The 23,703-nt window shown below is 35.4% G+C and carries 22 protein-coding genes, 1 pseudogene and 1 riboswitch; of the genes and pseudogenes, 7 read left to right on the forward strand and 16 right to left on the reverse strand.

Annotated features, from left to right (window positions below; translation table 11 throughout):
* Nucleotides 1-59: 59 nt before the first annotated feature.
* From clpX to rlmD, 7 genes are all read right to left on the reverse strand, one after another.
* Nucleotides 60-1,334 (reverse strand): ATP-dependent Clp protease ATP-binding subunit ClpX, encoded by a 1,275-nt coding sequence (clpX, locus tag HNR52_RS07200; RefSeq protein WP_013788585.1) that lies wholly within the window; start codon nucleotides 1,332-1,334, stop codon nucleotides 60-62.
* Nucleotides 1,335-1,354: 20 nt separating this feature from the next.
* Complete coding sequence (clpP, locus tag HNR52_RS07205) at nucleotides 1,355-1,939, reverse strand: ATP-dependent Clp endopeptidase proteolytic subunit ClpP (protein ID WP_013788586.1); 585 nt, start codon at nucleotides 1,937-1,939, stop codon at nucleotides 1,355-1,357.
* A 4-nt stretch (nucleotides 1,940-1,943) separates the two neighbouring features.
* Nucleotides 1,944-3,242, reverse strand: a complete 1,299-nt coding sequence (gene tig / locus HNR52_RS07210; protein WP_013788587.1) for a trigger factor — start codon at nucleotides 3,240-3,242, stop codon at nucleotides 1,944-1,946.
* Nucleotides 3,243-3,363: 121 nt separating this feature from the next.
* Nucleotides 3,364-4,275 carry a ribonuclease Z gene (locus HNR52_RS07215; RefSeq protein ID WP_013788588.1) on the reverse strand — a complete coding sequence of 304 codons (912 nt, stop codon included), beginning with the start codon at nucleotides 4,273-4,275 and terminating at the stop codon, nucleotides 3,364-3,366.
* A 25-nt stretch (nucleotides 4,276-4,300) separates the two neighbouring features.
* Complete coding sequence (locus HNR52_RS07220) at nucleotides 4,301-5,134, reverse strand: deoxyribonuclease IV (RefSeq protein WP_435620135.1); 834 nt, start codon at nucleotides 5,132-5,134, stop codon at nucleotides 4,301-4,303.
* Nucleotides 5,135-5,251: 117 nt separating this feature from the next.
* Nucleotides 5,252-6,268, reverse strand: a complete 1,017-nt coding sequence (locus HNR52_RS07225; protein ID WP_435620136.1) for a DUF7309 domain-containing protein — start codon at nucleotides 6,266-6,268, stop codon at nucleotides 5,252-5,254.
* A gap of 156 nt (nucleotides 6,269-6,424) precedes the next feature.
* Entirely contained in the window at nucleotides 6,425-7,783 is a 1,359-nt protein-coding gene (rlmD, locus tag HNR52_RS07230; RefSeq protein WP_435620137.1) for a 23S rRNA (uracil(1939)-C(5))-methyltransferase RlmD, read from the reverse strand.
* A 144-nt stretch (nucleotides 7,784-7,927) separates the two neighbouring features.
* On the opposite strand from rlmD, the gene HNR52_RS07235 reads away from it, so the two are divergent.
* The 3 genes from HNR52_RS07235 to HNR52_RS07245 are packed head-to-tail and all read left to right on the forward strand — an operon-like array spanning nucleotide 7,928 to nucleotide 8,958.
* Nucleotides 7,928-8,110: a spore coat associated protein CotJA gene (locus HNR52_RS07235; protein ID WP_013788592.1), complete on the forward strand. Its 183-nt coding sequence runs from the start codon at nucleotides 7,928-7,930 to the stop codon at nucleotides 8,108-8,110.
* Nucleotides 8,111-8,112: 2 nt separating this feature from the next.
* Nucleotides 8,113-8,373 (forward strand): spore coat protein CotJB, encoded by a 261-nt coding sequence (locus HNR52_RS07240; protein ID WP_435620138.1) that lies wholly within the window; start codon nucleotides 8,113-8,115, stop codon nucleotides 8,371-8,373.
* Nucleotides 8,374-8,385: 12 nt separating this feature from the next.
* Nucleotides 8,386-8,958, forward strand: coding sequence for a manganese catalase family protein (locus tag HNR52_RS07245; RefSeq protein WP_013788594.1), 573 nt, complete (start codon nucleotides 8,386-8,388; stop codon nucleotides 8,956-8,958).
* A gap of 18 nt (nucleotides 8,959-8,976) precedes the next feature.
* Here HNR52_RS07245 and HNR52_RS07250 read toward each other — a convergent pair whose 3' ends face one another.
* Both HNR52_RS07250 and HNR52_RS07255 read right to left on the reverse strand, forming a co-directional pair.
* Nucleotides 8,977-11,385: a homocysteine S-methyltransferase family protein gene (locus tag HNR52_RS07250; protein ID WP_435620139.1), complete on the reverse strand. Its 2,409-nt coding sequence runs from the start codon at nucleotides 11,383-11,385 to the stop codon at nucleotides 8,977-8,979.
* Between the two features lie 13 nt (nucleotides 11,386-11,398).
* On the reverse strand, nucleotides 11,399-12,301 hold the full coding sequence (locus HNR52_RS07255; RefSeq protein ID WP_435620140.1) for a methylenetetrahydrofolate reductase: 903 nt from the start codon (nucleotides 12,299-12,301) through the stop codon (nucleotides 11,399-11,401).
* Between the two features lie 54 nt (nucleotides 12,302-12,355).
* Nucleotides 12,356-12,450: riboswitch (SAM riboswitch) on the reverse strand.
* A 149-nt stretch (nucleotides 12,451-12,599) separates the two neighbouring features.
* On the opposite strand from HNR52_RS07255, the gene HNR52_RS07260 reads away from it, so the two are divergent.
* The gene (locus HNR52_RS07260; protein ID WP_435620141.1) at nucleotides 12,600-13,529 is read left to right on the forward strand and encodes a DUF362 domain-containing protein; all 930 of its coding nucleotides are present in this window, start codon (nucleotides 12,600-12,602) and stop codon (nucleotides 13,527-13,529) included.
* 26 nt (nucleotides 13,530-13,555) lie between these two features.
* On the opposite strand, the gene HNR52_RS07265 is transcribed toward HNR52_RS07260, so the two are convergent.
* From HNR52_RS07265 to HNR52_RS07275, 3 genes are all read right to left on the reverse strand, one after another.
* On the reverse strand, nucleotides 13,556-14,368 hold the full coding sequence (locus HNR52_RS07265) for a sugar phosphate isomerase/epimerase family protein (protein WP_435620142.1): 813 nt from the start codon (nucleotides 14,366-14,368) through the stop codon (nucleotides 13,556-13,558).
* Nucleotides 14,369-14,446: 78 nt separating this feature from the next.
* Entirely contained in the window at nucleotides 14,447-15,802 is a 1,356-nt protein-coding gene (locus HNR52_RS07270; RefSeq protein ID WP_435620143.1) for a glucose-6-phosphate isomerase, read from the reverse strand.
* A gap of 64 nt (nucleotides 15,803-15,866) precedes the next feature.
* Complete coding sequence (locus tag HNR52_RS07275) at nucleotides 15,867-16,364, reverse strand: HD domain-containing protein (RefSeq protein ID WP_435620144.1); 498 nt, start codon at nucleotides 16,362-16,364, stop codon at nucleotides 15,867-15,869.
* Between the two features lie 129 nt (nucleotides 16,365-16,493).
* Here HNR52_RS07275 and HNR52_RS07280 point away from each other — a divergent pair, with 129 nt between their 5' ends.
* Together HNR52_RS07280 and pepT are read left to right on the forward strand one after the other, a co-directional pair.
* Entirely contained in the window at nucleotides 16,494-16,991 is a 498-nt protein-coding gene (locus HNR52_RS07280) for a nitroreductase family protein (RefSeq protein WP_435620145.1), read from the forward strand.
* 119 nt (nucleotides 16,992-17,110) lie between these two features.
* Nucleotides 17,111-18,337: a peptidase T gene (gene pepT, locus HNR52_RS07285; protein WP_435620146.1), complete on the forward strand. Its 1,227-nt coding sequence runs from the start codon at nucleotides 17,111-17,113 to the stop codon at nucleotides 18,335-18,337.
* Nucleotides 18,338-18,363: 26 nt separating this feature from the next.
* Here the strand turns inward: pepT and HNR52_RS07290 are convergent, their stop codons facing one another.
* The 3 genes from HNR52_RS07290 to HNR52_RS07300 are packed head-to-tail and all read right to left on the reverse strand — an operon-like array spanning nucleotide 18,364 to nucleotide 22,249.
* Nucleotides 18,364-19,137, reverse strand: a complete 774-nt coding sequence (locus HNR52_RS07290) for an alpha/beta hydrolase (protein WP_435620147.1) — start codon at nucleotides 19,135-19,137, stop codon at nucleotides 18,364-18,366.
* Between the two features lie 35 nt (nucleotides 19,138-19,172).
* The gene (locus tag HNR52_RS07295; RefSeq protein WP_435620148.1) at nucleotides 19,173-19,841 is read right to left on the reverse strand and encodes a 4'-phosphopantetheinyl transferase family protein; all 669 of its coding nucleotides are present in this window, start codon (nucleotides 19,839-19,841) and stop codon (nucleotides 19,173-19,175) included.
* Entirely contained in the window at nucleotides 19,841-22,249 is a 2,409-nt protein-coding gene (locus HNR52_RS07300) for an ATP-dependent DNA helicase (RefSeq protein ID WP_435620149.1), read from the reverse strand. Before HNR52_RS07300 ends, HNR52_RS07295 begins: the two co-directional genes overlap by 1 nt.
* Nucleotides 22,250-22,301: 52 nt before the next feature.
* Between HNR52_RS07300 and HNR52_RS07305 the strand changes: the two genes are divergently transcribed.
* On the forward strand, nucleotides 22,302-23,264 hold the full coding sequence (locus HNR52_RS07305; protein ID WP_435620150.1) for a small ribosomal subunit Rsm22 family protein: 963 nt from the start codon (nucleotides 22,302-22,304) through the stop codon (nucleotides 23,262-23,264).
* Nucleotides 23,265-23,513: 249 nt separating this feature from the next.
* Here the strand turns inward: HNR52_RS07305 and HNR52_RS07310 are convergent.
* Nucleotides 23,514-23,703, reverse strand: a pseudogene (locus HNR52_RS07310) (transposase); the annotation flags it as partial.

Genomic DNA, 23,703 nt, shown 5'->3' on the forward strand with positions numbered 1-23,703 from the left:
AAAACCTCCTTCTACATCTGATATTATGTGATAGAAGGAGGTTTTTATATACTTACTAACTACGATACAGACTCAGATTTCTTGACTCTCTTTTTTGTCTTTTGGGACTCTGAATAAACAATCGTAGGTGGAGCATTGTTCAATACTGTTTCTTCCGTTATGATGCACTTCTCAATATTATCGCTGGATGGTATCTCATACATCACATCAAGCATAAGCTCTTCAAGTATTGACCTTAATCCTCTCGCACCAGTCTTCCTGTCTATTGCCTTTTGAGCAATAACGCTTAGGGCTTTTTTGTCAAATTCAAGTTTTACGCCATCTAGCTCAAACAGCTTTTCATACTGCTTTGTAAGTGCATTTTTAGGCTCTGTCAGTATTCGTATCAAAGCATCTTTATCAAGAGAATCAAGTGTCACAACAATCGGAAGCCTTCCGATAAACTCTGGAATAAGTCCAAATTTCAAGAGATCTTCAGGCATGATATTCTTTAAGATTTCACCTATTTTCTTCTCCTGTTTGCTTTGAATCTCTGATCCAAATCCTAATGACTTTTTGCCTATCCTGGATTCTATTATCTTTTCAATGCCATCAAATGCACCGCCAACAATGAACAAGATATTCGTAGTATCAATCTGTATGAATTCTTGATGAGGGTGTTTCCGTCCACCTTGAGGTGGAACATTTGCCACAGTACCTTCCAAAATTTTTAAAAGTGCTTGCTGTACACCTTCACCAGAGACATCCCTCGTAATCGACGGATTCTCTGATTTTCTGGCTATCTTATCAACCTCATCAATGTACACAATGCCTTTTTCTGCCTTTTCTATGTCATAATCTGCCGCCTGTATAAGCTTAAGAAGGATGTTCTCCACATCTTCGCCTACATAACCCGCTTCCGTAAGTGATGTAGCATCTGCTATTGCAAACGGCACATTAAGCATTCTAGCTAATGTCTGTGCAAGAAGCGTCTTGCCAGAACCAGTAGGGCCTAACATGAGAATATTGCTTTTTTGAAGCTCAACATCGTCAGATTTTACTCTGCTATTGATCCTCTTGTAATGGTTGTAAACCGCTACTGCCAACGCTTTTTTCGCTTTGTCTTGACCTATTACATACTGGTCAAGAAACTCTTTTATCTCCTTTGGCTTCGGAAGTTCACCTATCTCTACATCGATGTTTTCTTCAAATTCTTCATCGATGATTTCTTGGCAAAGCTCTATACATTCGTCACAGATATATACGCCTGGACCGGCAACTAATCTTTTTACCTGATCCTGTGACTTCCCGCAAAAAGAGCACTTCAACTGTTTTTGATTATCATATTTAGCCATTTTTTCACCTCTTCCGGGGCCTATTTTCTCTTAACTAATATCTCATCAATGAGCCCATAAGCTTTTGCTTCTTCTGGATCCATGAAAAAGTCCCTTTCTGTATCTCTTTCAATTTTTTCTAATGGTTGTCCAGTCCTCTCAGACAATATCTTATTTAGTTTTTGTTTCATTTTTATAATTCTCTCAGCGTGAATCTTTATGTCTGTAGCTTGACCCTGCGTGCCTCCTAATGGCTGATGTATCATTATCTCGCTGTTTGGCAGCGAAAATCTCTTGCCTTTTGCGCCTGCAGCAAGTAAGAAGGCACCTGCCGATGCTGCCATACCGACACACATCGTAACAACATCAGGTTTTATATACTGCATCGTATCGTATATAGCGAATGCAGATGTTATAGAACCACCAGGGCTATTTATATAAAGCCAAATATCCTTATCAGGATCTTCTCCCTCTAGAAACAAAAGCTGAGCAACGACGAGGCTTGCTGATACGTCGTTTATCTCTTCTCCTAAGAAGACTATCCTGTCTTTTAAAAGCCTTGAATATATGTCGTAAGAGCGCTCTCCTCTATTTGTTTGCTCTACAACTATAGGCACTAAGCTCATATTATCACTCCTCTTTATCTATAATTTTACTATTCTCAAAAATAAAGTCAATCGTCTTAAAGTAGACTATATCGTCTTTTATATTGTTTATCTGTGACTCAGTCAGCTCTTTCTTCAAATCTTCTAATTTTACATTGTAATTTGTTGCCATTTCACTAAGTCTTTTATCTACTTCTTCATCTGTAGCAGTTATATTCTCTATTTTACCTATCTTATCGATGACTAACTGCGTCTTAACTCTCAAAGCTGCATCATCGTGCATTTCTTTCCTCAAGTCTTCTTCTGTCTTTCCTGTTATCTCTAAGTATTTATCAAGATCCAATCCTTGATATCTGAGATTGTAATCGAGATCTCTTAAAGATATGTCAATTTGCCTATCTACCATTATTTCTGGTATGTCAACTTTAGAATTCTCTACAACTGCTTTTACTACATTTTCTTTCATTTCTTCTTTAGCGCTTAAATCATACTGTTCTTGCAATTCTCTCTTTATGTCTTCTTTCAATTCATCTAAAGTATCAAACTCGCTTACGTCTTTTGCAAAATCGTCATTTAACTCTGGCAATTCTTTGTGCTTTATTGAAAATATCTTTACTTTAAATACTACATCTTTTCCCTTTAACTCTTCAGCCCTGTAGTCATCAGGGAATTTGACATTTACATCAAACTCCTCATTAACGTTATGTCCAACGATTTGCTCTTCAAATCCAGGAATAAATGTCTTAGAGCCTAACTCTAATGAGTAATTGTCGCTTTTGCCGCCTTCAAACGGTACACCATCTAAAAATCCTTCAAAGCTTATGTCAACTATATCGCCCATCTGAGCTGCTCTGTCTTCCACTGGTACTACTCTCGCATTACTCTGTCTCATCTGTTCAAGTCTATTATTAATATCTTCGTCTTTAACATTATACTCTACTTTTTTGACTTCTATACCCTTGTACTGTCCAAGCTCTACATCAGGCAATACTGGCACTACTGCCTCTATAATTAAATCTTGGCCTTTTCCAATCTGTAAAATGTCAATTGTTGGATTATCTATCGGCTCAAGCTTCAGAGTATCAATCGCTTCTTGATATGCATCCGGAAATACATGCTCTATAGCATCTTCATAAAGCACACCTTCACCATAGTACCTTTCTATGATAATCCTCGGAGCCTTTCCGCGCCTAAAACCCGGTATGTTAAATCTACCTACATTTTTTTTGTATGAAAAGTTTAATCCTTCTTCAAATTTTTCCTTTGGAATATTTAACTCGATTGTTGCAACACTGTTCTCTATTTTTTTAAGATTACTGCTCATTAAGTAAATCCTCCTATTCATTTGTTTGCGTTAATAACTTCTATTTATTATATCATAAAAATTATTTTAAGCAAATGTCTATACTTTATTTTATCATTTTCTAACATAAATGAAACTATTTTTATACGTCTTTAAAGCGCAATTCTTTTGTCATCATGTCATATCCGACAACGCTATTTTCAAATACATCCTTAGCATACTTTAGATATTTGTCTGGATTTTTTAATGATGGGCTAAAATGAGTCAGCCAAAGCTCTTTCACGTTAGCTTCTTTTGCCACTAAAGCTGTCTCTAAAAACGTGGAATGGTATTTTTTTATCGCTTTTTCTTCATCTAGCGGATCGCCGTACATTCCTTCTCCAATGAAAAGATCGCTATTCTCAGCAATTTTTATAAGATCTTTTGTAGGACGAGTATCAGTAGAATAACTTACTTTTAAGCCTTTTCTGTCTTCACCTAATACCATTTGAGGTGTGAAGATTACACTGCCGTCTTTTATAATGCTTTCGCCGTGCTGAAGTCTATGCCAGTACTCTAATGGTATGTTTAATTCCCTTGCTTTTTTTGCATCAAATTTCGGAAGCCTTTTAACTTCGAAGCTGTAAGCAAAGCACAATGATGTATGTTGAACCACGACATTTTTCACTGTTATTTCCCCGACATTTAAGGAATATCCATCTTTTAATTCAGTATATTCAATTTCAAACGGTATCTCCACAAAAAGAACATTTAAAAGATTTTTCAATACGTCTATTCCTTCAGGGCCCATTAAATTAAGCTTATTTTTCCGTTCTTGGTTTATCATCTGATATATTATGCCAGGAAGTCCCATAATATGGTCTGCATGGTAATGCGTGAAAAATATCGTATCTATATTTAAAAAGCCCCACCCTAATTTTTGAAGCGGAACTTGCGTGCCTTCACCGCAGTCCACCAATATAGATACACCACCATACCTCAATATGAGTGAAGATAGGTTTCTGCCAGGTACAGGCATCATACCTCCTGTACCCAATAAGCATACGTCAAACATATAAAATCCTCCGGATCGTCAAAAATCAACCATTGTAAAGGCTTCTTAAAAGTTTTATTTCCTCTCTATAGCCTTCAAGGTCATTGGGCGTCTCCAATATGAATGGCAGATGTTTTAGACTTGGATGATTTATGACTCTTGCTATAGCATCTATTCCTATATAACCTTTGCCGATCTTCTCATGCCTGTCTTTATGGCTACCCATCGGATTTTTGCTGTCATTTAAGTGTATAGCAAAAAGTTTATCTAGCCCTATGATCTTGTCAAATTCCTCTAATACGCCGTCAAGATTATTTACTATATCATAACCCGCATCATAAACATGGCATGTATCAAAGCACACACCCATTTTCTCTTGCAATTCTACTCTGTCTAAAATCTGTTTTAATTCTTGAAATGTCTTTCCTATTTCTGAGCCTTTTCCTGCCATAGTCTCTAAAAGCACGATTGTAGACTGATTTAGCTTTAATATTTGATTTAACATATTTGCCGTATACTCTATCCCTGTATCAACGCCTTGCTTCACATGGCTCCCTGGATGAAAATCGTAAAGATTACCTGGGAGATATTCCATCCGCATAAGATCGTCTGCCATGACTTCTTTAGCAAACTCTCTCGTCCTATCGTCAGGTGATGACGGATTTAGAGTATATGGTGCATGTGCGACAACTTTAGAAAAATTATTTTTATTCGCAATTTCTACAAATGAATTGCAGTCATTTTCATCTATATCCTTTGCCTTGCTTCCCCTTGGATTTCTCGTAAAAAATTGCAGCGTATTGGCATCAAGCTTTAACGCTTCTTCCGCCATAGCCTTATATCCATTTGAAACCGATAAGTGACATCCTATATATAACATAAATTTCCTCCTAAAATACATTCAAAAGACAGAGGTCTTTTTCTTCATTATAATATATGACTGCAATTTCTCCAAATAAAAATCCAGTGAAATAACTGTATTTACAACAAGCCACTGTTAAAACCTATACCTTAAAAAACTTTCTACAAAGTAATCAATGGCTTTTAACTTTCCTTTGACTTTTAGCTTTATGCCGGCTTTTTTACACAAATCGTCTAATAAATTTAATACATAGTCATCTCTTACAATGATAGTATCAGGTTTACCATAATTTAAAATATAATTAACCGTCATACCAAATATGATTTCCATCTCGTTATCGTCTGGGAAAATAAAATCCTGATCTACTATAAGTCCTGATGTACTTTCTGCTAAAATACATAATCTCTCCATGACAGGAACATCGTATTTTTCATCTCTTATAGCACCAGTCAAATAAGCTATGTCGACTTCTATTTTGCTTTTATTGGCTTCTTGTCTATTAATCCTTTCTACAAGCAATTCATCCTGTAAAACAAGCTGTGGATAGTCAGGCTCAGGTAAAAGAATTGGTGCTTCTTGATTAGTCCACAAGTTTTTCGTTTTATTGTACATGCGAAGTAGAGTATTGCCTTTTTCAAAATTAACTTTCACATTTCCATCAACATAATCTTTAAGCGCTTCAAATAAATGCTTAAAAACTTCCATTTCAAATAAGACCTCTTCTTTATCTAATAGATATGGCACATAACCTTTTTTAAACGAATGAAAATAAATCCAATTGTTTTTGCCGCGGAATTTAAGCCCCAAATCTTTTACAAGCTTTAACTCTTCTTTTGTCAATTCTTCCCTATTCCCAAAATGGCACATAAGCACATTATCGTCTTGAAACCTTATTTTTTGTATATCAGGTATATCATCTCTTTTAGCCATCGTGTAAAAATTGTTCATTGCATCAAATCCCATATAAGTACCAATGCCGAAAAATTCTCCACCTTTGCCCATTATGCTGCAGTAGACAGGTTCCTCCGCACCGGGCAGTAACATTGTTATTATATCCATATCATATAAATACTCCCATGGCTTTAACTCTTTTATTTTGTTCGCAACATCGTACAACTCTTTCCATTCATCTAAAGTAGCTTCATTTCTCATTATTCTTAAACCTCCATAGTTTTTAATCAAATTCTATTTTGTATTTTTAATAATTCCTCTTCCCAAAATGTCAAGTACAGTAAAATCAATGTCAGCTCTTTTATTAGAACCTATCCTCTGAAATTATGAACACATAGAAGAACATTCTCCAACTTTCTATACTTTTTTATTTGTCAATAGCACTACCGTTTCTACATGATGCGTGTGAGGAAACATATCAACACATTTTACTTTTTCTACTTTGTACTGCCTCTGTATCAGCATTTTCAAATCCCTAACAAGGGACACAGGATTGCATGATACGTAAATTATCTTTTCTGGGTTTAATTTTATGATGTCCATTACAGCTTTTGGATTTACTCCAGGTCTTGGAGGATCTAATACGACCACATCTGGCTTATCATTTATCTCTTTTATCCTTTGTGCGACGTCGCCTGCTATAAACTGTATATTATTAAGCCCGTTTAATCGCGCATTTTCTCGTGCAGCATCGGCGGCTTCTTCAACAAGTTCTATGCCTACGACTTTTTTAGAAAGTGGTGCCATTATCATTCCTATAGTTCCTGTGCCACAGTACAAGTCAAATAAAATTTTATTGGATATATCACCTGCAAATTCCCTTGCTACACTATAGAGTCTCTCGGCACATTTTGAATTAGTCTGAAAAAATGAAAATGCGCTTATCTTAAATTTAAGACCAAGTATTTCTTCCATTATATAGTCTCTGCCGTACAAAACTTCAAGTTTTTCACATTTAACCGCATCAGAATAGCTATCATTTACTGTGTGCAATATACCGACAAGTTTTCCTTTTAATTTTATATTTCTAAGCTCACTTGCCAGTTTACTAAAATCATGTTTTTTCTGGGATGTTGTAACGATATTTATGAGAATTTCACCTGTATTTGCCGCTTTTCTAATGACTAAGTTTCTCATGTAGCCTTCGTGTGTCTTTATATTATAGTGTGGCAAGCTGTGCTGTTTTGCATAATCCAAAACATTTTTTAAACATGCGATAAAATCGCTGTCAACAATCCTGCAATCTTCCGTCGTTATAATGTCATAATACCGCCCTTTTATGTGAAGTCCTAATTGCATTATACCATTATCATCTATTCCAAATGTGTACTCCATCTTGTTTCTATACGAAAAAACATCAGGACTTCCTACAATCCCTAAAAACTCAAAACCTTTTATTCCTGCTTCATCAAGAAGGCTTTTTACATAATCTTCTTTTAATTTTAATTGATCTTCATAATTTATATTTAAATATGCACAGCCGCCACATTTGCCAAAATGATTACATACATTATCATGTTCCAAAGGTGATCTCTCGATTATATCTACAACATCTGCCTCAATTCCCTTACCTTTTATTCTTTTTATTTTTGCCTTTACCTTTTGTCCTTTAATGGCACATCTCACTTTAATAATACTGTCATCTAAATATGATAACCCGTAACCTTCTAAATTCATATCATCTATATTAATTATTATTTCTTCGTTTTTCTTCATATCGCATTACCCCTAACCTATTTATATACAATATATATACCATACAAAGTAAAATACGTCAAAACAACCTGCATCCGCATTTTATCACACAAATATATATTTATGAATATTATATATTGAAAACATTAAATGGAGGTTTTATATATGTATGAGTATAATGGATTTTATATACAAAGTTATGATACAGGACAAAAAGGCTTAGCCGAAGCCTATATACCAATACAAAGGTATGTATCATCGTATCCTCCTGAACAAGGTTTAAGGCGTGGAACGATTTTCCCAGAATTAGATAAGCCTTACAATGAGGAAAAATCAAGGGGGTACTGACAATGGACGCAAATCAAGTGGCTCTCATTAAAAAAATAATGGAATTGGATTTTGCTTGTATTGACTTAAATCTCTACCTTGACACACATCCTGATGACCAAAAAGCATTAAGAGATTACAACTATTATAGCCAACAGTCAAGATCTCTAAAGACGCAATATGAGCAGCTTTACGGTCCATTGATGTCTTTTGGCGAAGTACCTTCGCAATGCAACAGATTTAGGTGGGTAGATGACCCATGGCCATGGGAAATCCAATATTAAAGAGGTGATACTATGTGGGTGTATGAAAAGAAGTTAGAATATCCTGCAAATGTATGTAAGCCAGACATTAAGATGGCCAAATTTTTAATTGCACAGTATGGTGGACCAGATGGCGAATTAGCTGCAGCGTTGAGATACCAGACTCAAAGATACACAATGCCTACAGGGCAAGCAAAGGGAACATTGACAGATATATCCACAGAGGAATTCGGTCACTTAGAAATAATCGCTACATTGGTCTTTAAACTGTTAAAAGGCGTACCAGTAGAAGAGTTAAGGAGAGAAGGCCTCGGAGAACAGTACACAGAACACGATAGAGCTCTTTTTTATAGCGATACGACAGGAATGCTTTGGACAGCAGCGTACATTCAAGCAAAGGGTGATGTAATCGCAGATCTTCATGAAGACATGGCAGCAGAAGAAAAGGCAAGAGCAACGTATGAACACCTTATAAATCTTACAGATGACCCTTGTGTAAAAGATACATTAAGATTTTTAAGAGAAAGAGAAATTGTACACTTCCAGAGATTTGGAGAGACTTTGGATCTGGTGCAAGAACACTTAAGAAGCAAAAAGATATTTTAAAAGCCGGGATACCCGGCTTTAATTTATTTCACTAAACACCTTATCTGCTATCCTTACAGCTTCTTGTGCGTTTGAGCCATAGTAATCAGCTCCAATTTTCATCGCATAATCCTTTGTAAGTACGGCACCGCCTACCATGATTTTTATATCATATTTTTCTCTTAATATTTTAATGGTCTTTTCCATATTATTTAGCGTAGTTGTCATCAAGGCACTAAGCCCTATCAGTTTCGCATTTGTCCTCTTAACTTCATCTGCAATTTTAGACGGTTTGACATCCTTCCCAAGATCTATAATTTCATAGCCATAATTTTCAAGCAGCACTTTTACTATATTTTTACCTATATCGTGTATATCGCCTTCAACTGTTGCCAGTATTATTTTACCCTTTGAGCCCATCCCTTTAGGCATTTTTTCCTTTAAAACCTTAAAAGCACTTTCAACAACTTCAGCAGAATTTAAAAGCTGTGGAAGAAAATATATCCCTTTGTCATACTTATCTCCTACATCTTTAAGTGCAGGTATTATCGTATTGTCTACTATGCTTAATGGTTCTACGCCTTCATTAAGTATTTCCAACACTAATCTATCTATATCAGCCTTTTTGCCTTCTAATATATCTCTGTAAAGCACCTCTCTTGCATTACTATCTGTTTTTTTCTCTACAGATAATACTGATGTCTTATTTATCCCATCATCTTTCTTATATGTATTTATGTATCTTTCGCATCTTTTATCCCTTGATGATAAGACCATCGAAGCATTCAATATATCCATTGTTATCTTATCATTTGGATTGACTATAACAGCATCTAAACCGTATGATATCGCCATCGCAAGAAATGCAGTATTTATAAGTTGACGCTCAGGCAATCCATAAGATACGTTGCTAAGTCCTATGACCGTACTTACTCCAAGCTTAGACTTAACAAGTTTGATGGCTTTTAATGTTTCAATTGCTGCTGTCTGCTCAGATGACACTGTAAGAGCAATACAATCAATTATTATATCCTCCTTTGGTATTCCATACTCTAAAGCAGCTTTTACAATCTTCTCAGCGTTTCTAAGTCTTTCATCTGCATCTTTAGGAAGACCATCATCACTTATTGTAAGTCCTATAACACTTGTACCGTATTTTTTGACAATAGGCAACACTTCTTGTAAACTTTTCTCTTTTGCACTGACAGAATTTATAATAGGCTTACCTCTGACTATCCTAACTGCTTTTTCAATCGCCCTTACATTGCTACTGTCTATCTGCAATGGTACGTTGACGATGTTCTGTACCTGTGAAACGATTCTAGACATCAATTCCTCTTCGTTTATACCAGGCACACCGATATTCACGTCAAGTACGCTTGCCCCAAGCTTTTCCTGCGATACAGCTTCGTCGTAGATAATATTAAAATTGCCTTCTTTGATAGCTGCACTTAATTTCTTCTTTCCTGTAGGATTTATCCTTTCGCCGATTACACACACAGGATAATCGCTGCCTATGAAAACAGTCTTTGTATTTGATGAAACTGCTGTGTATTCTTTCACGGCAGTTTTTTTCTCTGTGTCATGTATCTCAGCTTTCAAAAGCTTAATAAAATCTGGAGTTGTCCCACAACAACCACCAACAATAGATGCTCCGCATTCTAAAAGCTTTTTTGTCTCGACGGCAAATTTCTCTTTCGTAATGTCGTAAAGAGTCAATCCATCCTCTAAATGAGGCATTCCTGCATTTGGCTGCGCCAAAATTGGTATCCTTGAAACTTCAGCCATCTTCTTCACTATGTCTGCCATCATGTCAGGTCCCGTAGAGCAATTGACACCTATGGCATCAAGGCCAAGCCCTTGAAGACTTACTACTGCTGTAACAGGGTCTGTCCCCATAAGCGTCCTTCCATCTTCTTGAAACGTCATGGTACAAATTACCTTTAAATTAGTATTTTCCTTTACAGCGAGAATAGCCGCCTTCGCTTCTAATATATCTGACATAGTCTCAATAAGCGCCAAATCGACACCGGCTTTTTCCCCTTCTACAGCAACCTCTGCAAAAGCATTATAAGCCTCGTCAAATGTCAGCTTGCCAAAAGGCTCCATCAGTTCGCCAATAGGTCCCATAGAAAGAGCAACAGCTTTATCACCAGCAGCTTTTCTGGCTATCTGCACTGCACTTTTGACTATTTCAGGCAATTTATCCGAAAGATTGTAGGATCTTAATTTTATTCTATTGGCACCAAATGTATTTGTCTCAATAACATCTGCCCCTGCATCTATATACGATTTGTGGATTTCATATACTATATCCGGATATGAAAGATTGTAATACTCTGGGCATTCTCCTGTTTTAAGTCCTTTTTTCTGAAGCATAGTGCCCATTGCTCCGTCAAAGACGATTATGCTATTCTTTAAATTCTTAAAAATATCCAATTGCAACATCTCCTTATGATGACTACAATACTTCTTCTATATCATTTTGTCTTATGTTTTTTACGCCATTTACAATGTCAACAACTATATCTGTCTTGCCAAGTGGCATGATATGAACACCACCCACTTTATCTTTTATCTTGTTTATAAATTCTATTGCAATTTTTATCCCTTCACCTTTTTCACCGTCTTTTAACCTGTCTATTATTTTTTCAGGTATCTCGATGCCAGGCACCTTTTCGTTCAAGTTTAAAGCCATCTTATAGCTTTTAAGGGGTAGTACCCCTACTAAAATTGGAATATCAAATTGCTCTACAGCATCAAGAAATCTGTATAAAATCTCATCATCATAAACAGGCTGAGTCTGTATGAAAGATGCTCCACTTTCTATTTTCGTCTTTAATTTTTCTATTGATTCAGGTCTTAAATCATTTGGATTTGCTGTTGTTCCTATGCAGAAATTTGTAGATGATTCTAATTTATTTCCACTGTAATCAAATCCATCATTTAGGGACTTTGCTATCTTCACAAGACCTACAGAATCTACGTCGTACACGCCTGTTGCCTGTGGCACATCACCTCGCTTTGGATCGTCTCCTGTAAGGGCAAGGATATTTCTAACTCCAAGAGCATATGCACCCAAAAGCTCTGCCTGAAGACCAATAAGATTTCTGTCCCTACATGTTAAGTGAAATATGGTTTCTATGTTTAGATGATTTTGCAAAAGATGCGCCAATGCAATAGGGCTCATTCTCATATTTGCCATAGGACAATCAGTTATATTTAAAGCATCTGCTATTCCATATAATTTTTTCGCTTCTTCAATAGAATTTGAAATATCAGCTCCTTTTGGCGTCGATATCTCCACAGTTATGACAAATTGCTTATTTTTAAGCTTTTGACACAAATTTTCAGAATTTTGCAAAACGACCCCTCCTTAAAATAAAAAAACTCTTCGCCAAAAGAAGAGATATTTTTGCTCCCATCTTTCAGCGATATGCTGCTGGAATTGGCACCGTGATATCCGGTTGCCGAGCTTCATAGGGCCAGTCCCTCCGCTACTCTTGATAAGAGTTTACTATATTAATTTATTAAATTATATGATACCGTCCTCTGGTACAATTGTCAATGAAATATTTGTTGAAATGTTAAAATTACTTAGGCTTTTTGCTTAGATATTTTAATTTTTGATAAAATGCAAATCATATATATGAGGTGATTTTATGAGGTACAGAAAAATTGTAGAACCAGTAGTAGCAATAGCATCTGGCCTTGATGAGATACAAAACTTAAATACCGCTTTAAACTTATTACCTTTGCAAAATCTAATCGAAACGGGTAATACCGTTGTAATAACGCCAAATTTCGTTAAAAGCAAGCCTCCTCAAAGCGGTACGATAGTAGGACCAGATACATTGAGAGCCCTTATAAGATACGTAAAATCCAAAAATCCTGGCAGGATTGTTATTGCCGCTGGCTCTGGTGGAGATCCTACACCTAAAGTTTTATCTGATAATAGATTTGATAAAGTCATTTCAGAAGAAGGCATCGAATTTGTAGATTTAAATTATGGCCCTTACGTAGAATTGCTGCTGGACGACTGTCTTTTAAAATCCACAAAAGTAAATGAACTTTATGAAAAAATGGATGTACTAATTTCATTCACTCAAATGAAAATGCATGAAGAAGCTACAGTATCGCTTGGAATCAAAAACATAGCTTTAAGCTGGCCTCCCGCAGAAATACATGGATTTCCCAAAAAAAATTTAGGCATACACGATGACCTTCACAATTTCATAAGGGCCATGGCTGAAAAAATATCTATAGATCTTACAATATTAAGCGGTCAAGAAGCGATGATAGGCACAGGGCCATCAGAAGGAAAGCCTATCAATGCAAACATGATAATAGCAGGAACAGATCCTGTAGCAACAGATACAGTAGGTGCCAGAATGTTCGGACTTATGCCTCAAGGCGTCAACTACTTGTTTCAATGTGCTAAAAGAGGTGTAGGTACGGGTGAGCTTAAAAACGTCACTATTAAAGGCATACCATTACAACAAGCCGAACTGAATTTCTCTACGCTGGCATATGGCTATGGCATCGCCCTAGATTCAAGCGGAATAAAGCAGATGGTGCCAGGAAAAGCTTAAAGATAAGGGTTTAGTCTCCCTTATCTTTATTTTTTAAAGATACTTTTTAGGTATTCAATGCCTTCTTTTAAATCGTCAATATCTTTATAGTTGTTTCTGTAGACTTCCATTATGATAGATCCATTGTAATCCAATTTTTTTAACTCTCTATTAAGCTTTGCAAAGTCAAACATTCCTCTACCTGGAAGGTACAGATTGCCGCAATCATCGTAATCGCATAAATGGACATTGATAAGTTTCTCTCCCATTGATTTTAAGTATTCAAATGGATCTTCCTTGCTTTTCATCGCCTGCTTTATATCTAAGGTGAAATAAACATTTCTGCTTTTCACAGACTGTTTTATTGATGTAGCAAATTCCGGATACGAAAACCAGCACCAATAGACATTTTCCCAAGAAAATTTAATCCCATATTCTCCTGATGTATCAGCTATATAATCCACATATTTCGCAATCTTGTCAAAATCAATATTAGGCGTCGTGTCCTTTTTAACGGCAGGCCCATGAAAAACGTAAATCTTTGCCTTAAGTATCTTTGCAGCCCTCAATACTTTAATAAGCATCTTTGAGGCGTCGTTCCTTTGCCTTTCAGTTGCTGAAAAAAGCTGCGGTTCAAACTGAGTTCCTATTGCATGTACTGAATTAACTTCAATGCCGTATCTATCTAAATCATCCCTCATAGCTTTGCAATAATCTTCATCATACTCGCTGTAAGATTCTAAAAAGACTTCCACATTCCTTATACCCATTTTAGCTATTATCGGAATCGTCTCTTCTGTAAGATAGTCAGGATAAAAACAAGCCGTCGATATGCCTACTTCCATTTCATCACCATCCAAAAACAATTCTCATATATAATATTATACATGAAATCTTTCCGACAAAAAAAGATATGCCAATCGGCATATCTCTCATGACTATCTCTTTAGCCTCTTTTCTAACTCCTCTTTTTCCTTCTCGTAACCAGGTTTACCTAAAAGTGCAAACATATTTTTCTTGTATGCTTCCACACCTGGTTGATCAAATGGATTTACACCATTTAAGTAACCGCTTATACCGCAAGCCATTTCAAAGAAGTATACAAGGTATCCAAAATTGTAAGCAGATATTTCAGGCACATTTACAATCAAGTTAGGCACTCCACCGTCATTGTGAGCAAGCACCGTGCCTTCAAAAGCTTTCTTGTTAACGAAATCTACTGTCTTACCAGTCAAAAAGTTAAGCCCGTCAATGTTATCCTTGTCCTCATTTATTGTTATCTCTTTAAGTGGCTTTTCAACATTTATGACAGTCTCAAACATTATCCTACTACCATCTTGAATAAATTGTCCCATTGAGTGTAAATCTGTTGAAAAATCCACTGATGCCGGATAAATACCTTTATGATCTTTTCCTTCACTTTCACCAAAAAGCTGTTTCCACCACTCTGAAAAATAGTGAAGTCTTGGCTCATAGTTGACTAAAATTTCAACAGATTTACCTTTTCTGTAAAGAGCATTTCTTACAATAGCATACTGCATACTTAAATTTTCTTTGATATCCGGCTTTTTGAAGACTATAGATGCATCGTACGCACCTTTCATCATTTCATCGATATCTATACCTGAAGCCGCTATAGGAAGCAGACCTACAGCCGTTAAAACCGAGTATCTTCCACCTACATCATCAGGAATCACAAATGTCTCATATCCTTCTTCATCAGCCAGTTTTTTAAGGGCACCTTTCGCTCTATCCGTCGTAACATATATCCTTGACTTTGCTTCTTCTTTTCCGTATTTTTTCTCCAGGAAATCTCTGAAAACTCTAAAAGCTATAGCTGGTTCTGTAGTAGTGCCAGATTTTGATATGACGTTTATAGAAACGTCTTTTCCTTCCAATATTTCTAATAAATCTTGAAGATATGTAGAGCTTATGCTGTTTCCTGCAAAGTATATCTCTGGCGCTTTCCTTACAGATTGCGGTAAAACATTGTAAAATGAGTGTGTAAGCATCTCAATCGCTGCTCTTGCACCTAAATATGAACCACCTATGCCGATTACCACAAGTGCATCTGAATCTGATTTTATCTTTTCTGCAGCTTTTTTAATGCGAGCAAATTCTTCCTTGTCATAATCCTTAGGCAAATCAACCCATCCAAGGAAATCGCTTCCCTGGGCTGTCTTATTAAGCACCATATCTAATGATAGAAGCGCTTGCTTCTCAAGATATGATATTTCGTGCTCATTGACAAAATTTAGCGCATTTGAATAATCAAAGTTCAATACATTTGTCATATGTAAACCTCCAATCTTTTTTTACATCTCATATTTTATACCATATGATACATATTATCAAGCTTTAGCTGAGAAACATATCGTTTGCAATCATCTTGCCTGTATGTGTCTTGAAATTTTTCTCAATAATATTTGCCACATTTTCTTTATCCTCGTACAATTCGTCTTCTTCGATGTTGACTAAAAGATCCGATTCCCATATTATCTGAAAATCAATCCCATCATTTTTAAACGCCGTATGATGTCCGCCTATAATGTATGCAACTCTATCTATAATATCCTCATCTTCATTATTTTTTAGCATTATCTCTCTTGCAATCGTCGGTCCTTCTATTTCCTGATATTTGCCGGATGAACTACCGTACTTTTCCTCAGCCTTTTTGATACCAATATCGTGCAAAATTGCGCTTATGTATATAACCTTTTTCGTTTTTTCATCTGCAATATGCTCACCATAAGCAATTCTATCAGCATAATTAAGCACTTTCAATGCGTGATTTATTCTTTTTAAATCTGAACCATAGTATTCTTTAAGCTCAACAATGTATTTAAGCCTTGACATAATCTCATCTCCCCCTTATCTTTTCTTTAATTATTATTTTTGCATAATGATAGTTTACCGTCAATAAACATTTCGTTAAATTTTGAAATTAATTTTATAGTGGTTATAATATAGATGGAGGTGTTTTAAATGGATGCAATAGAAGTATTAAAACAAAGAAGATCTGTTAGAACTTTTGAAGATAAACCGATACCAAAAAATATTTTAGAGGACATCATCGACTGCGGAAGATTAGCTCCATCAGGAAACAACGCTCAACCATGGCATTTTGTGGTTGTCACTGATAAAGAGACTCTAAAGTTTATATCAGAGAAGGCTACATACGGCAAATTTATAAAAGATGCGGCAGCATGCGTCGTAGTATATTGCGAGAAAGACAATAGACATCAGCTGGAAGACGGATCGGCGGCAACAGAAAACATCATGTTAGCAGCAAAGGCACACGGCATTTCTTCATGCTGGGTCGCTGGATATGACCGCAGTTATGAAAATGACATTAATGAGCGTCTACACGTTCCTTCTAATCTAAGGATGATTTCCATCATTCCATTAGGATACAGTCAAGACAATCCAGCCCCAAGAAACAAAAAATCATTGCAAGACGTAATCCATTGGGAGAAGTTTTGATGTCTAACTTCTGTATAATTTTATTAAGCCTGGTAATAGCCCAGGCTTTAATTCTTTTAAAATTTTTTTATAAGTGATAAAATTAAATTATAGAATATTTTGTGAAAGAAGGGGTAATATTGGAAACTGCAGTTAAACGATTTTTAAGGTACGTAAAATATGAAACGACATCAGATGAAAACTCTTCGAAATGTCCAAGCACAGAAGGGCAGATGGCTTTTGCAAAAGTTTTATCTGACGAATTGAAATCCATAGGACTTGAAGACGTATCTGTTGATGAAAATGGCTATGTAATGGGCACCATATTATCAAACGTTGACGAAGAAGTACCCGTAGTAGGATTTATAGCCCACATGGATACAAGCCCTGATATGTCAGGAAAAAATGTAAATCCTCAGATTATAGAAAACTATGATGGAAATGATATAGTCCTAAACAGAGATCTTAATGTAGTCTTGTCGCCAAATGATTTCCCTGAATTAAAGCAGTACGTAGGAAAATCATTGATTACAACAGATGGAACGACTCTATTAGGTGCCGATGATAAAGCAGGCGTTGCAGCAATCATCACAGCTTGTGAATATCTTATTTCACACCCTGAAATAAAGCATGGCACGATAAAAATATGCTTTACACCAGATGAGGAAATTGGAAGAGGTGCTGATAAATTTGATGTAGAAAAATTTGGAGCAGACTTTGCGTATACCATCGATGGTGAAAGCATTGGACAGCTAGAGTACGAGAATTTTAATGCAGCTTCAGCCAAAATAACCATACACGGCAGAAACGTCCATCCAGGTATGGCAAAAGGCAAAATGAAAAATTCAGTGTTGATTGGAGTAGAACTTGCTTCCATGCTTCCACTTGAAGAAACACCTGAGAATACAGAGGGATATGAAGGCTTCTATCATCTGACCAATTTTGACGGAAATGTAGAAGAAACCCACATGCAATACATAATAAGGGATTTTGACAAAGAAAACTTTGAAAACCGAAAAAATTACTTGATAAATTTAATTAGCAACTTAAATGAAAAATACGGTGAAAACACTGTTGAAATAGACTTAAAAGACCAATATTACAACATGAGAGAAATAATAGAAAAGGATATGAGGGTAATCGATATTGCAGTAAAAGCCATGGAACTAGCTGATGTCAAACCTAATGTTTCCCCAATAAGAGGAGGAACAGATGGTGCAAGGCTTTCATACATGGGCCTCCCTACTCCCAATATCTTCACCGGCGGTCACAATTTCCACGGCAGATACGAATACATACCTACTTTTGCTATCGAAAAGGCTGTGGAGGTAATATTGAATATTGTAAAACTTGTAGCAGAAGGATAATTTTAAAGGGCCAATAACTGGCCCTTTTACCTTAATTTCTCTTTCAAAAAAGTTACAGACTCATCTATGGCTCTTTTTTCCCAATCAAGCCTATTAAAAGTATGATCTGAACCGTCTATTGATACTCTATGACCTTTTTCTTTATAAACTGTCTTTAAAATCTCCTCAGATACAGTGTATGGAACAGCTTCATCTTTAGTACCATGAATTATAAGTACATCTTTGTCAAATCCTTTTGCAGATTGGAAAATATCGATATTAACTATATCGGATACAAATCCTTTCCCTAAGGCAAGACCTCCTATGTCCAAAAATCCATGTTGACTAAGCAAATTCCCTGCTTCGCTTTGAGATTGGAGTATAACTATATCTCTCATGTTAAAAGCAGGAGCCCATAACACTAACGATTTTACTATGTTTTTGTACTCATTTGCAATAATTGCAGCTATAGCACCACCCATGCTAAGTCCTAATATACCTATATTATCAATATCTGTAGCTGGGTGGTTTTTGATAAATTCTACTATATTTCTTGCATCTTCTAATTCACCGCTGAATGTCATGTCTACAAAATCTCCATCGCTTTCTCCAGAACCATAAAAATCAAATCTGACGCTGCCAATGCCTACCTTTTCCAGCTCTCTCGACAATTTTACAAATATGAAATGTGACTCCACTTTGTTGCCAGTAAAGCCGTGAAATATAGCTATCATTGGTACTTTTCCGCTTGCACTATTAGGAATGTGCATCATACCTCTCAATGTCTTAGATCCATACGTCAGTTCAACTGGTTTTTGCATACCATCACCTCCCTTTTTCTAAATTATACCATAAATTATATAAAATCAAAAATTTCATCAATGCTTACGATGTTAACTTCATTGCAAAACAAATCACTTTCAGCACATACAGCCATTTTGTAGTCATCGTCTACGCAATACTGTTTAAAATGATATTTGTTATCTTTCTCGCTTAAAAGCTTAATCTCATCACCAATTTTTATAGTGAAAGAACTTAACGGTATATGAAGTCCCACTCCTAACGTCTTTACATAGCTTTCCTTTAAAGTCCAAAGAGTAAAAAAATAATCTATTTTATCCGGCGCCCTCATCATGTCTTCAAACTCATCGCGGGAAAAAAAACGTTTAGCCACATTCAAATTGACATCTCTAATTTTTTCAACGTCTACGCCAAGGTTTTTTCTATCAACGGCTACAGATACCCATTGGCATGAATGAGATATGCTGAAAAATATGCTTTTATCCTTCAAAAAAGGCTTCCCATATTCATTATTATAAATTACAACATCCTCATTATTTAATCCAAATTTTTCAATCAATATAATCCTAAACATCACATCTGCCAAAAGCGTCCTTACAGCATCTTCACGCTTTTTAATCTTGTTCACCCTTCGTCTCTTTTCTTCTGAAGCAAAAGCTAACAGTTTACTGTATTCATCTTCTTCAATATCTCTCGTTACTTTTATAGCGTACACCTCTACCATTAAAAACTCCTCCAAAAACTATCAAGATGAAATCCTAAATTGCTTTGATTCACCTTTGTATAAGGAAACCATTCTTTAGGAAATATCCTAATGTAATTTTTTTGCAAAAATCTTTCATCTATAAGCAAAATTATTCCCTTATCTTCTTCCGTTCTTATGACACGTCCTGCTGACTGCAAGACTTTGTTAAAGCCTGGATAAAGGTAAGCAAATTCATAGCCCAGTCCATATTTCCTTTCAAAATAATCTCTAATTATATCCCTTTCAAGACATATCTGAGGTATACCTACACCTATTATTATGGCGCCTATCAAACGATCTTTTGTCAAATCGATGCCTTCTGAAAAAACACCACCCAGTACACAAAAGGCCAAAACACCATTTTGACTGTCTTCAAACATGCGCAAAAAATCATCTTTTTCATTTTCTTTCATTGTGCTTTTCTGCTTAAGTAAATAGCCTGTACTTTTCTCCTTGTAAATCTCATACACCATGTTTAAATATTCATAAGATGGAAAATATACAATATAATTTCCATTTTTCTTTGACACTGTTGTATGTATATATCCAACTATTTCCTCCAAAGTTTTTTCTCTATCCTTGTATTTTGTAGACACATCATCCGCAATAAGTATCATCCGGTTTTTAGTTTCAAATGGCGAATCAAGACAAACACCATAATCTTCTCGGCTACCACCTAATAAAGACATATAATACGTTATAGGAATAAGTGTAGCCGAAAAAAACACAGTACTTCGCACTTTTCTAAGCGTTTCACTAAGCAGCTTAGAGGGATCTAAGCAAAATAATTTGAATTTTAAGTCGTCGCTTTTTTTCTCAACATAAGTCGTATATGACTCATCGTACATATCAGAAACCTTAAGATACCTAATCACTTCAAAATACAGATCAATGATGGCATCTTTAACAAATGACTTTCTTTCATTTGAAAGAAACGATTCCACTTCTCCTATAAATTGTCTTAAATATCCATTTAGATCACTAAATATCTCATCTGTGACAAAGTAGCCTTTTTTACCACATCTTTTCTTCAATTTAAGAAATATTGAATTGATTTTTGACAATACCTTTTCAAGCTTGATGCTTTCACCCTTAATCTCTTTCTTTAAAGACAAAAAATCTTTTTTGAATAATTCCGCTGAAAACATCTCTCTCGATCTATCCACCAAATTGTGCGCTTCATCTACGAGAAGTGTAAAATCAGTTTTGTCTTGAAAGAACCTTTTAAGTCCCACATTTGGATCAAAGACGTAATTGTAATCGCATATTATAACATCTGACCACAAAGATAAGTCCAGTGAAAGCTCAAATGGGCATACCATATGCTTTTGAGCATACTCTTCAATTTTTGAACGATTAAAATTATCTTCATTCAAAAATATATCCATTATAGCATCATTTATCCTATCATAATGGCCTTTTGCAAACATACATGCTTCAGGCGTACATTCGGTTTTTTCATTAAAGCATATTTTCTCTTTAGCGGTTAAAACCAATGTTTTTACTTTAAGCCCTTTGCTTCTCAGTGTATTAAATGTTTCCTCTGACACCGTTCGGGCTATCGTCTTTGCCGTAAGGTAAAATATTTTTGAAGTTAATCCTTTTTTCATTGCCTTCAAGGATGGGAAAATTGTAGATATGGTTTTCCCTATCCCTGTTGGAGCTTGAACAAAAAGTTTTTTCCCACTTTCAATAGATTTGTAGACAGATGCCATAAGCTTTTTTTGCCCTTTTCGAAAATCTTTATATGGAAAATCAATTTTTTCTATGGAACTGTTTCTTTCCTTTATCCAATTGTATAACATGCTTGCCCAATTGTAATACTTCTTAATAAGGTCATCAAAAAAAGTTTTTAGCTCATCTATAGAATACGTGTATCTCAAATATTTAATCTCATCATTATCGATTTGATAATACGTAAGCTGAACATCTATGGTAGTCAAGTCATTTTGAATTGAATAAATGTATGCATAACATTTTGCCTGCGCTAAATGCAACGGATTATAGCCTTCATATATTTCATCTAAATCAGCACTCGTAGTCTTTATCTCATCAATTGTTACGTTGCCATTATCTACAATGATGCCGTCTGCGCGACCTTCTACAGCAATGATAAACTCATCAAATTCTCTTTCGTACCTTAACGTTACTTCTTTTTTGTAATTCTCATCTTTGGAACTTTGAATTTTTTTGTGAATCTTTGTGCCTTCTAATGCCCTTAAATTGCTGCCACCAAAAAATTCATTGTTTAAATCTCCACACCTCAATATGAATTCAACCATGTCTCTGACTGAAATCTTTATTTTTTCTTTAACCATCGCATCAAGTCCTTTAACACATCTATAGAAGTAGAAAATTTCTCGAATTGAATTATAACATAAATTCATTTAAGATGGTATAATATATGAGTAAATACGCATAGAAAGGGTTGTTCTTTTGATGGAAATACCAGTAGACCTTTTAAATGGCATAGAAGAAGAATCAAGTAGAATGCCTATAAATAAATTGATTTCTTTAGTCTCTGACATTTCTAATCGATACAGAAATGCTGATGATAAACACATTTCTTCATACGAAGAAGCCATTGCATACATCTCATACAGGATGCCTGCTACATTTGCAACCATATATGCAGTTTTAAAAGATATAAAAGATATATGCAGTAATATTAATCCAAAATCAATTTTAGATGTAGGCGCAGGACCAGGTACTGCAATGTGGGCAGCAACCTCAATATGGAATGATATTGAACAAATAACGCTTTTGGAAAAAAACAAGAACATGATAAAAATTGGCAAAAATCTATCAGCAAATTCAAACAATAGTTCTATTAAGAATTCTATTTGGTTGGAAGCTGACTTAGAAAATTTATCTGAACTGCCTAAACACGATATAGTCATTGCGTCGTATTCCATCGGTGAGCTAAATGAAGATGTTCAGAGTAAAATAATAAAAAAACTGTGGGAAAGTGCTGCTAATGATATACTGATTATCATAGAGCCAGGAACTAAAATCGGCTTTTCTATAATAAAAAGAGCCCGGGAAACTCTGATATCACTTGGTGCGCATGTAATCGCCCCGTGTCCACACGCTAATGAATGTCCAATAAATGATAATGACTGGTGCCACTTTTCGTCTCGTGTACAGAGGACAAGCATACACCGAAAAGTCAAAAACGGCCAGCTTCCATACGAAGATGAAAAATTCTCGTACATATGTGTATCAAAAAAACATTGCAATATGATAAAAAGCAGAATCATAAGACATCCGCAGATAAGAAAAGGCCACATAATATTAGATTTGTGCACAAAAGATGGCATCAAGAAAGTCACAGTCAAAAAAAGCGATGGAGATATTTATAAGAAATCCAGAAATTCGAAATGGGGTTCTGTTTTTGAATGAATTTTAGGCTTAATGTAAAAAATTAGCAAAATCAGAGTAACGGTTCTTGTTTTCTAGCTTCAATCAAAAAATGATTTTTGCAAAATAGCGCAAGAAATTGCGCTTTTTTTCGATACTATATCTTCATTCGTTAACTTGCTGCACAGTAAAAGAGAATTAACATCATACTTTGCTATACTATCATTAACAACACTACTGCTATTTTTTATGCTTTATAAATTATGATTTGAGTGTCATAAGAAGCATTTTTTAAGCTACTAATGATAACTTTGCCTGATTTTTACCTGATTTTGTAAGAATAAATCTGACTTTGATATTTTTGTAAAAAACCGCAGCCATCTCTGCTGCCATTTTTAGTGCTTTTTTTGCATTTATGGCTCCTATTTTGAATGAAAACCAGATTTTTGAGCGCACTAATCCCCTTACAGGTATCACATCT

Source organism: Thermoanaerobacterium thermosulfurigenes (genome assembly GCF_051201035.1).
Lineage (GTDB): Bacteria > Bacillota > Thermoanaerobacteria > Thermoanaerobacterales > Thermoanaerobacteraceae > Thermoanaerobacterium > Thermoanaerobacterium thermosulfurigenes.

Excerpts from the sequence above, each read along its gene's own strand:
- HNR52_RS07260 (WP_435620141.1), top strand. The coding sequence starts at position 12,600 with ATGAGGTACAGAAAAATTGTAGAACCAGTAGTAGCAATAGCATCTGGC.
- HNR52_RS07235 (WP_013788592.1), top strand. The coding sequence starts at position 7,928 with ATGTATGAGTATAATGGATTTTATATACAAAGTTATGATACAGGACAA.
- HNR52_RS07290 (WP_435620147.1), bottom strand. The coding sequence starts at position 19,137 with ATGCAAAAACCAGTTGAACTGACGTATGGATCTAAGACATTGAGAGGT.
- HNR52_RS07240 (WP_435620138.1), top strand. The coding sequence starts at position 8,113 with ATGGACGCAAATCAAGTGGCTCTCATTAAAAAAATAATGGAATTGGAT.
- HNR52_RS07305 (WP_435620150.1), top strand. The coding sequence starts at position 22,302 with ATGGAAATACCAGTAGACCTTTTAAATGGCATAGAAGAAGAATCAAGT.
- tig (WP_013788587.1), bottom strand. The coding sequence starts at position 3,242 with ATGAGCAGTAATCTTAAAAAAATAGAGAACAGTGTTGCAACAATCGAG.
- HNR52_RS07225 (WP_435620136.1), bottom strand. The coding sequence starts at position 6,268 with ATGAGAAATGAAGCTACTTTAGATGAATGGAAAGAGTTGTACGATGTT.
- HNR52_RS07270 (WP_435620143.1), bottom strand. The coding sequence starts at position 15,802 with ATGACAAATGTATTGAACTTTGATTATTCAAATGCGCTAAATTTTGTC.
- HNR52_RS07215 (WP_013788588.1), bottom strand. The coding sequence starts at position 4,275 with ATGTTTGACGTATGCTTATTGGGTACAGGAGGTATGATGCCTGTACCT.
- rlmD (WP_435620137.1), bottom strand. The coding sequence starts at position 7,783 with ATGAAGAAAAACGAAGAAATAATAATTAATATAGATGATATGAATTTA.
- clpP (WP_013788586.1), bottom strand. The coding sequence starts at position 1,939 with ATGAGCTTAGTGCCTATAGTTGTAGAGCAAACAAATAGAGGAGAGCGC.
- HNR52_RS07300 (WP_435620149.1), bottom strand. The coding sequence starts at position 22,249 with ATGAATTTATGTTATAATTCAATTCGAGAAATTTTCTACTTCTATAGA.
- HNR52_RS07220 (WP_435620135.1), bottom strand. The coding sequence starts at position 5,134 with ATGTTATATATAGGATGTCACTTATCGGTTTCAAATGGATATAAGGCT.
- HNR52_RS07245 (WP_013788594.1), top strand. The coding sequence starts at position 8,386 with ATGTGGGTGTATGAAAAGAAGTTAGAATATCCTGCAAATGTATGTAAG.
- HNR52_RS07280 (WP_435620145.1), top strand. The coding sequence starts at position 16,494 with ATGGATGCAATAGAAGTATTAAAACAAAGAAGATCTGTTAGAACTTTT.
- HNR52_RS07250 (WP_435620139.1), bottom strand. The coding sequence starts at position 11,385 with ATGTTGCAATTGGATATTTTTAAGAATTTAAAGAATAGCATAATCGTC.
- HNR52_RS07275 (WP_435620144.1), bottom strand. The coding sequence starts at position 16,364 with ATGTCAAGGCTTAAATACATTGTTGAGCTTAAAGAATACTATGGTTCA.
- HNR52_RS07295 (WP_435620148.1), bottom strand. The coding sequence starts at position 19,841 with ATGGTAGAGGTGTACGCTATAAAAGTAACGAGAGATATTGAAGAAGAT.
- clpX (WP_013788585.1), bottom strand. The coding sequence starts at position 1,334 with ATGGCTAAATATGATAATCAAAAACAGTTGAAGTGCTCTTTTTGCGGG.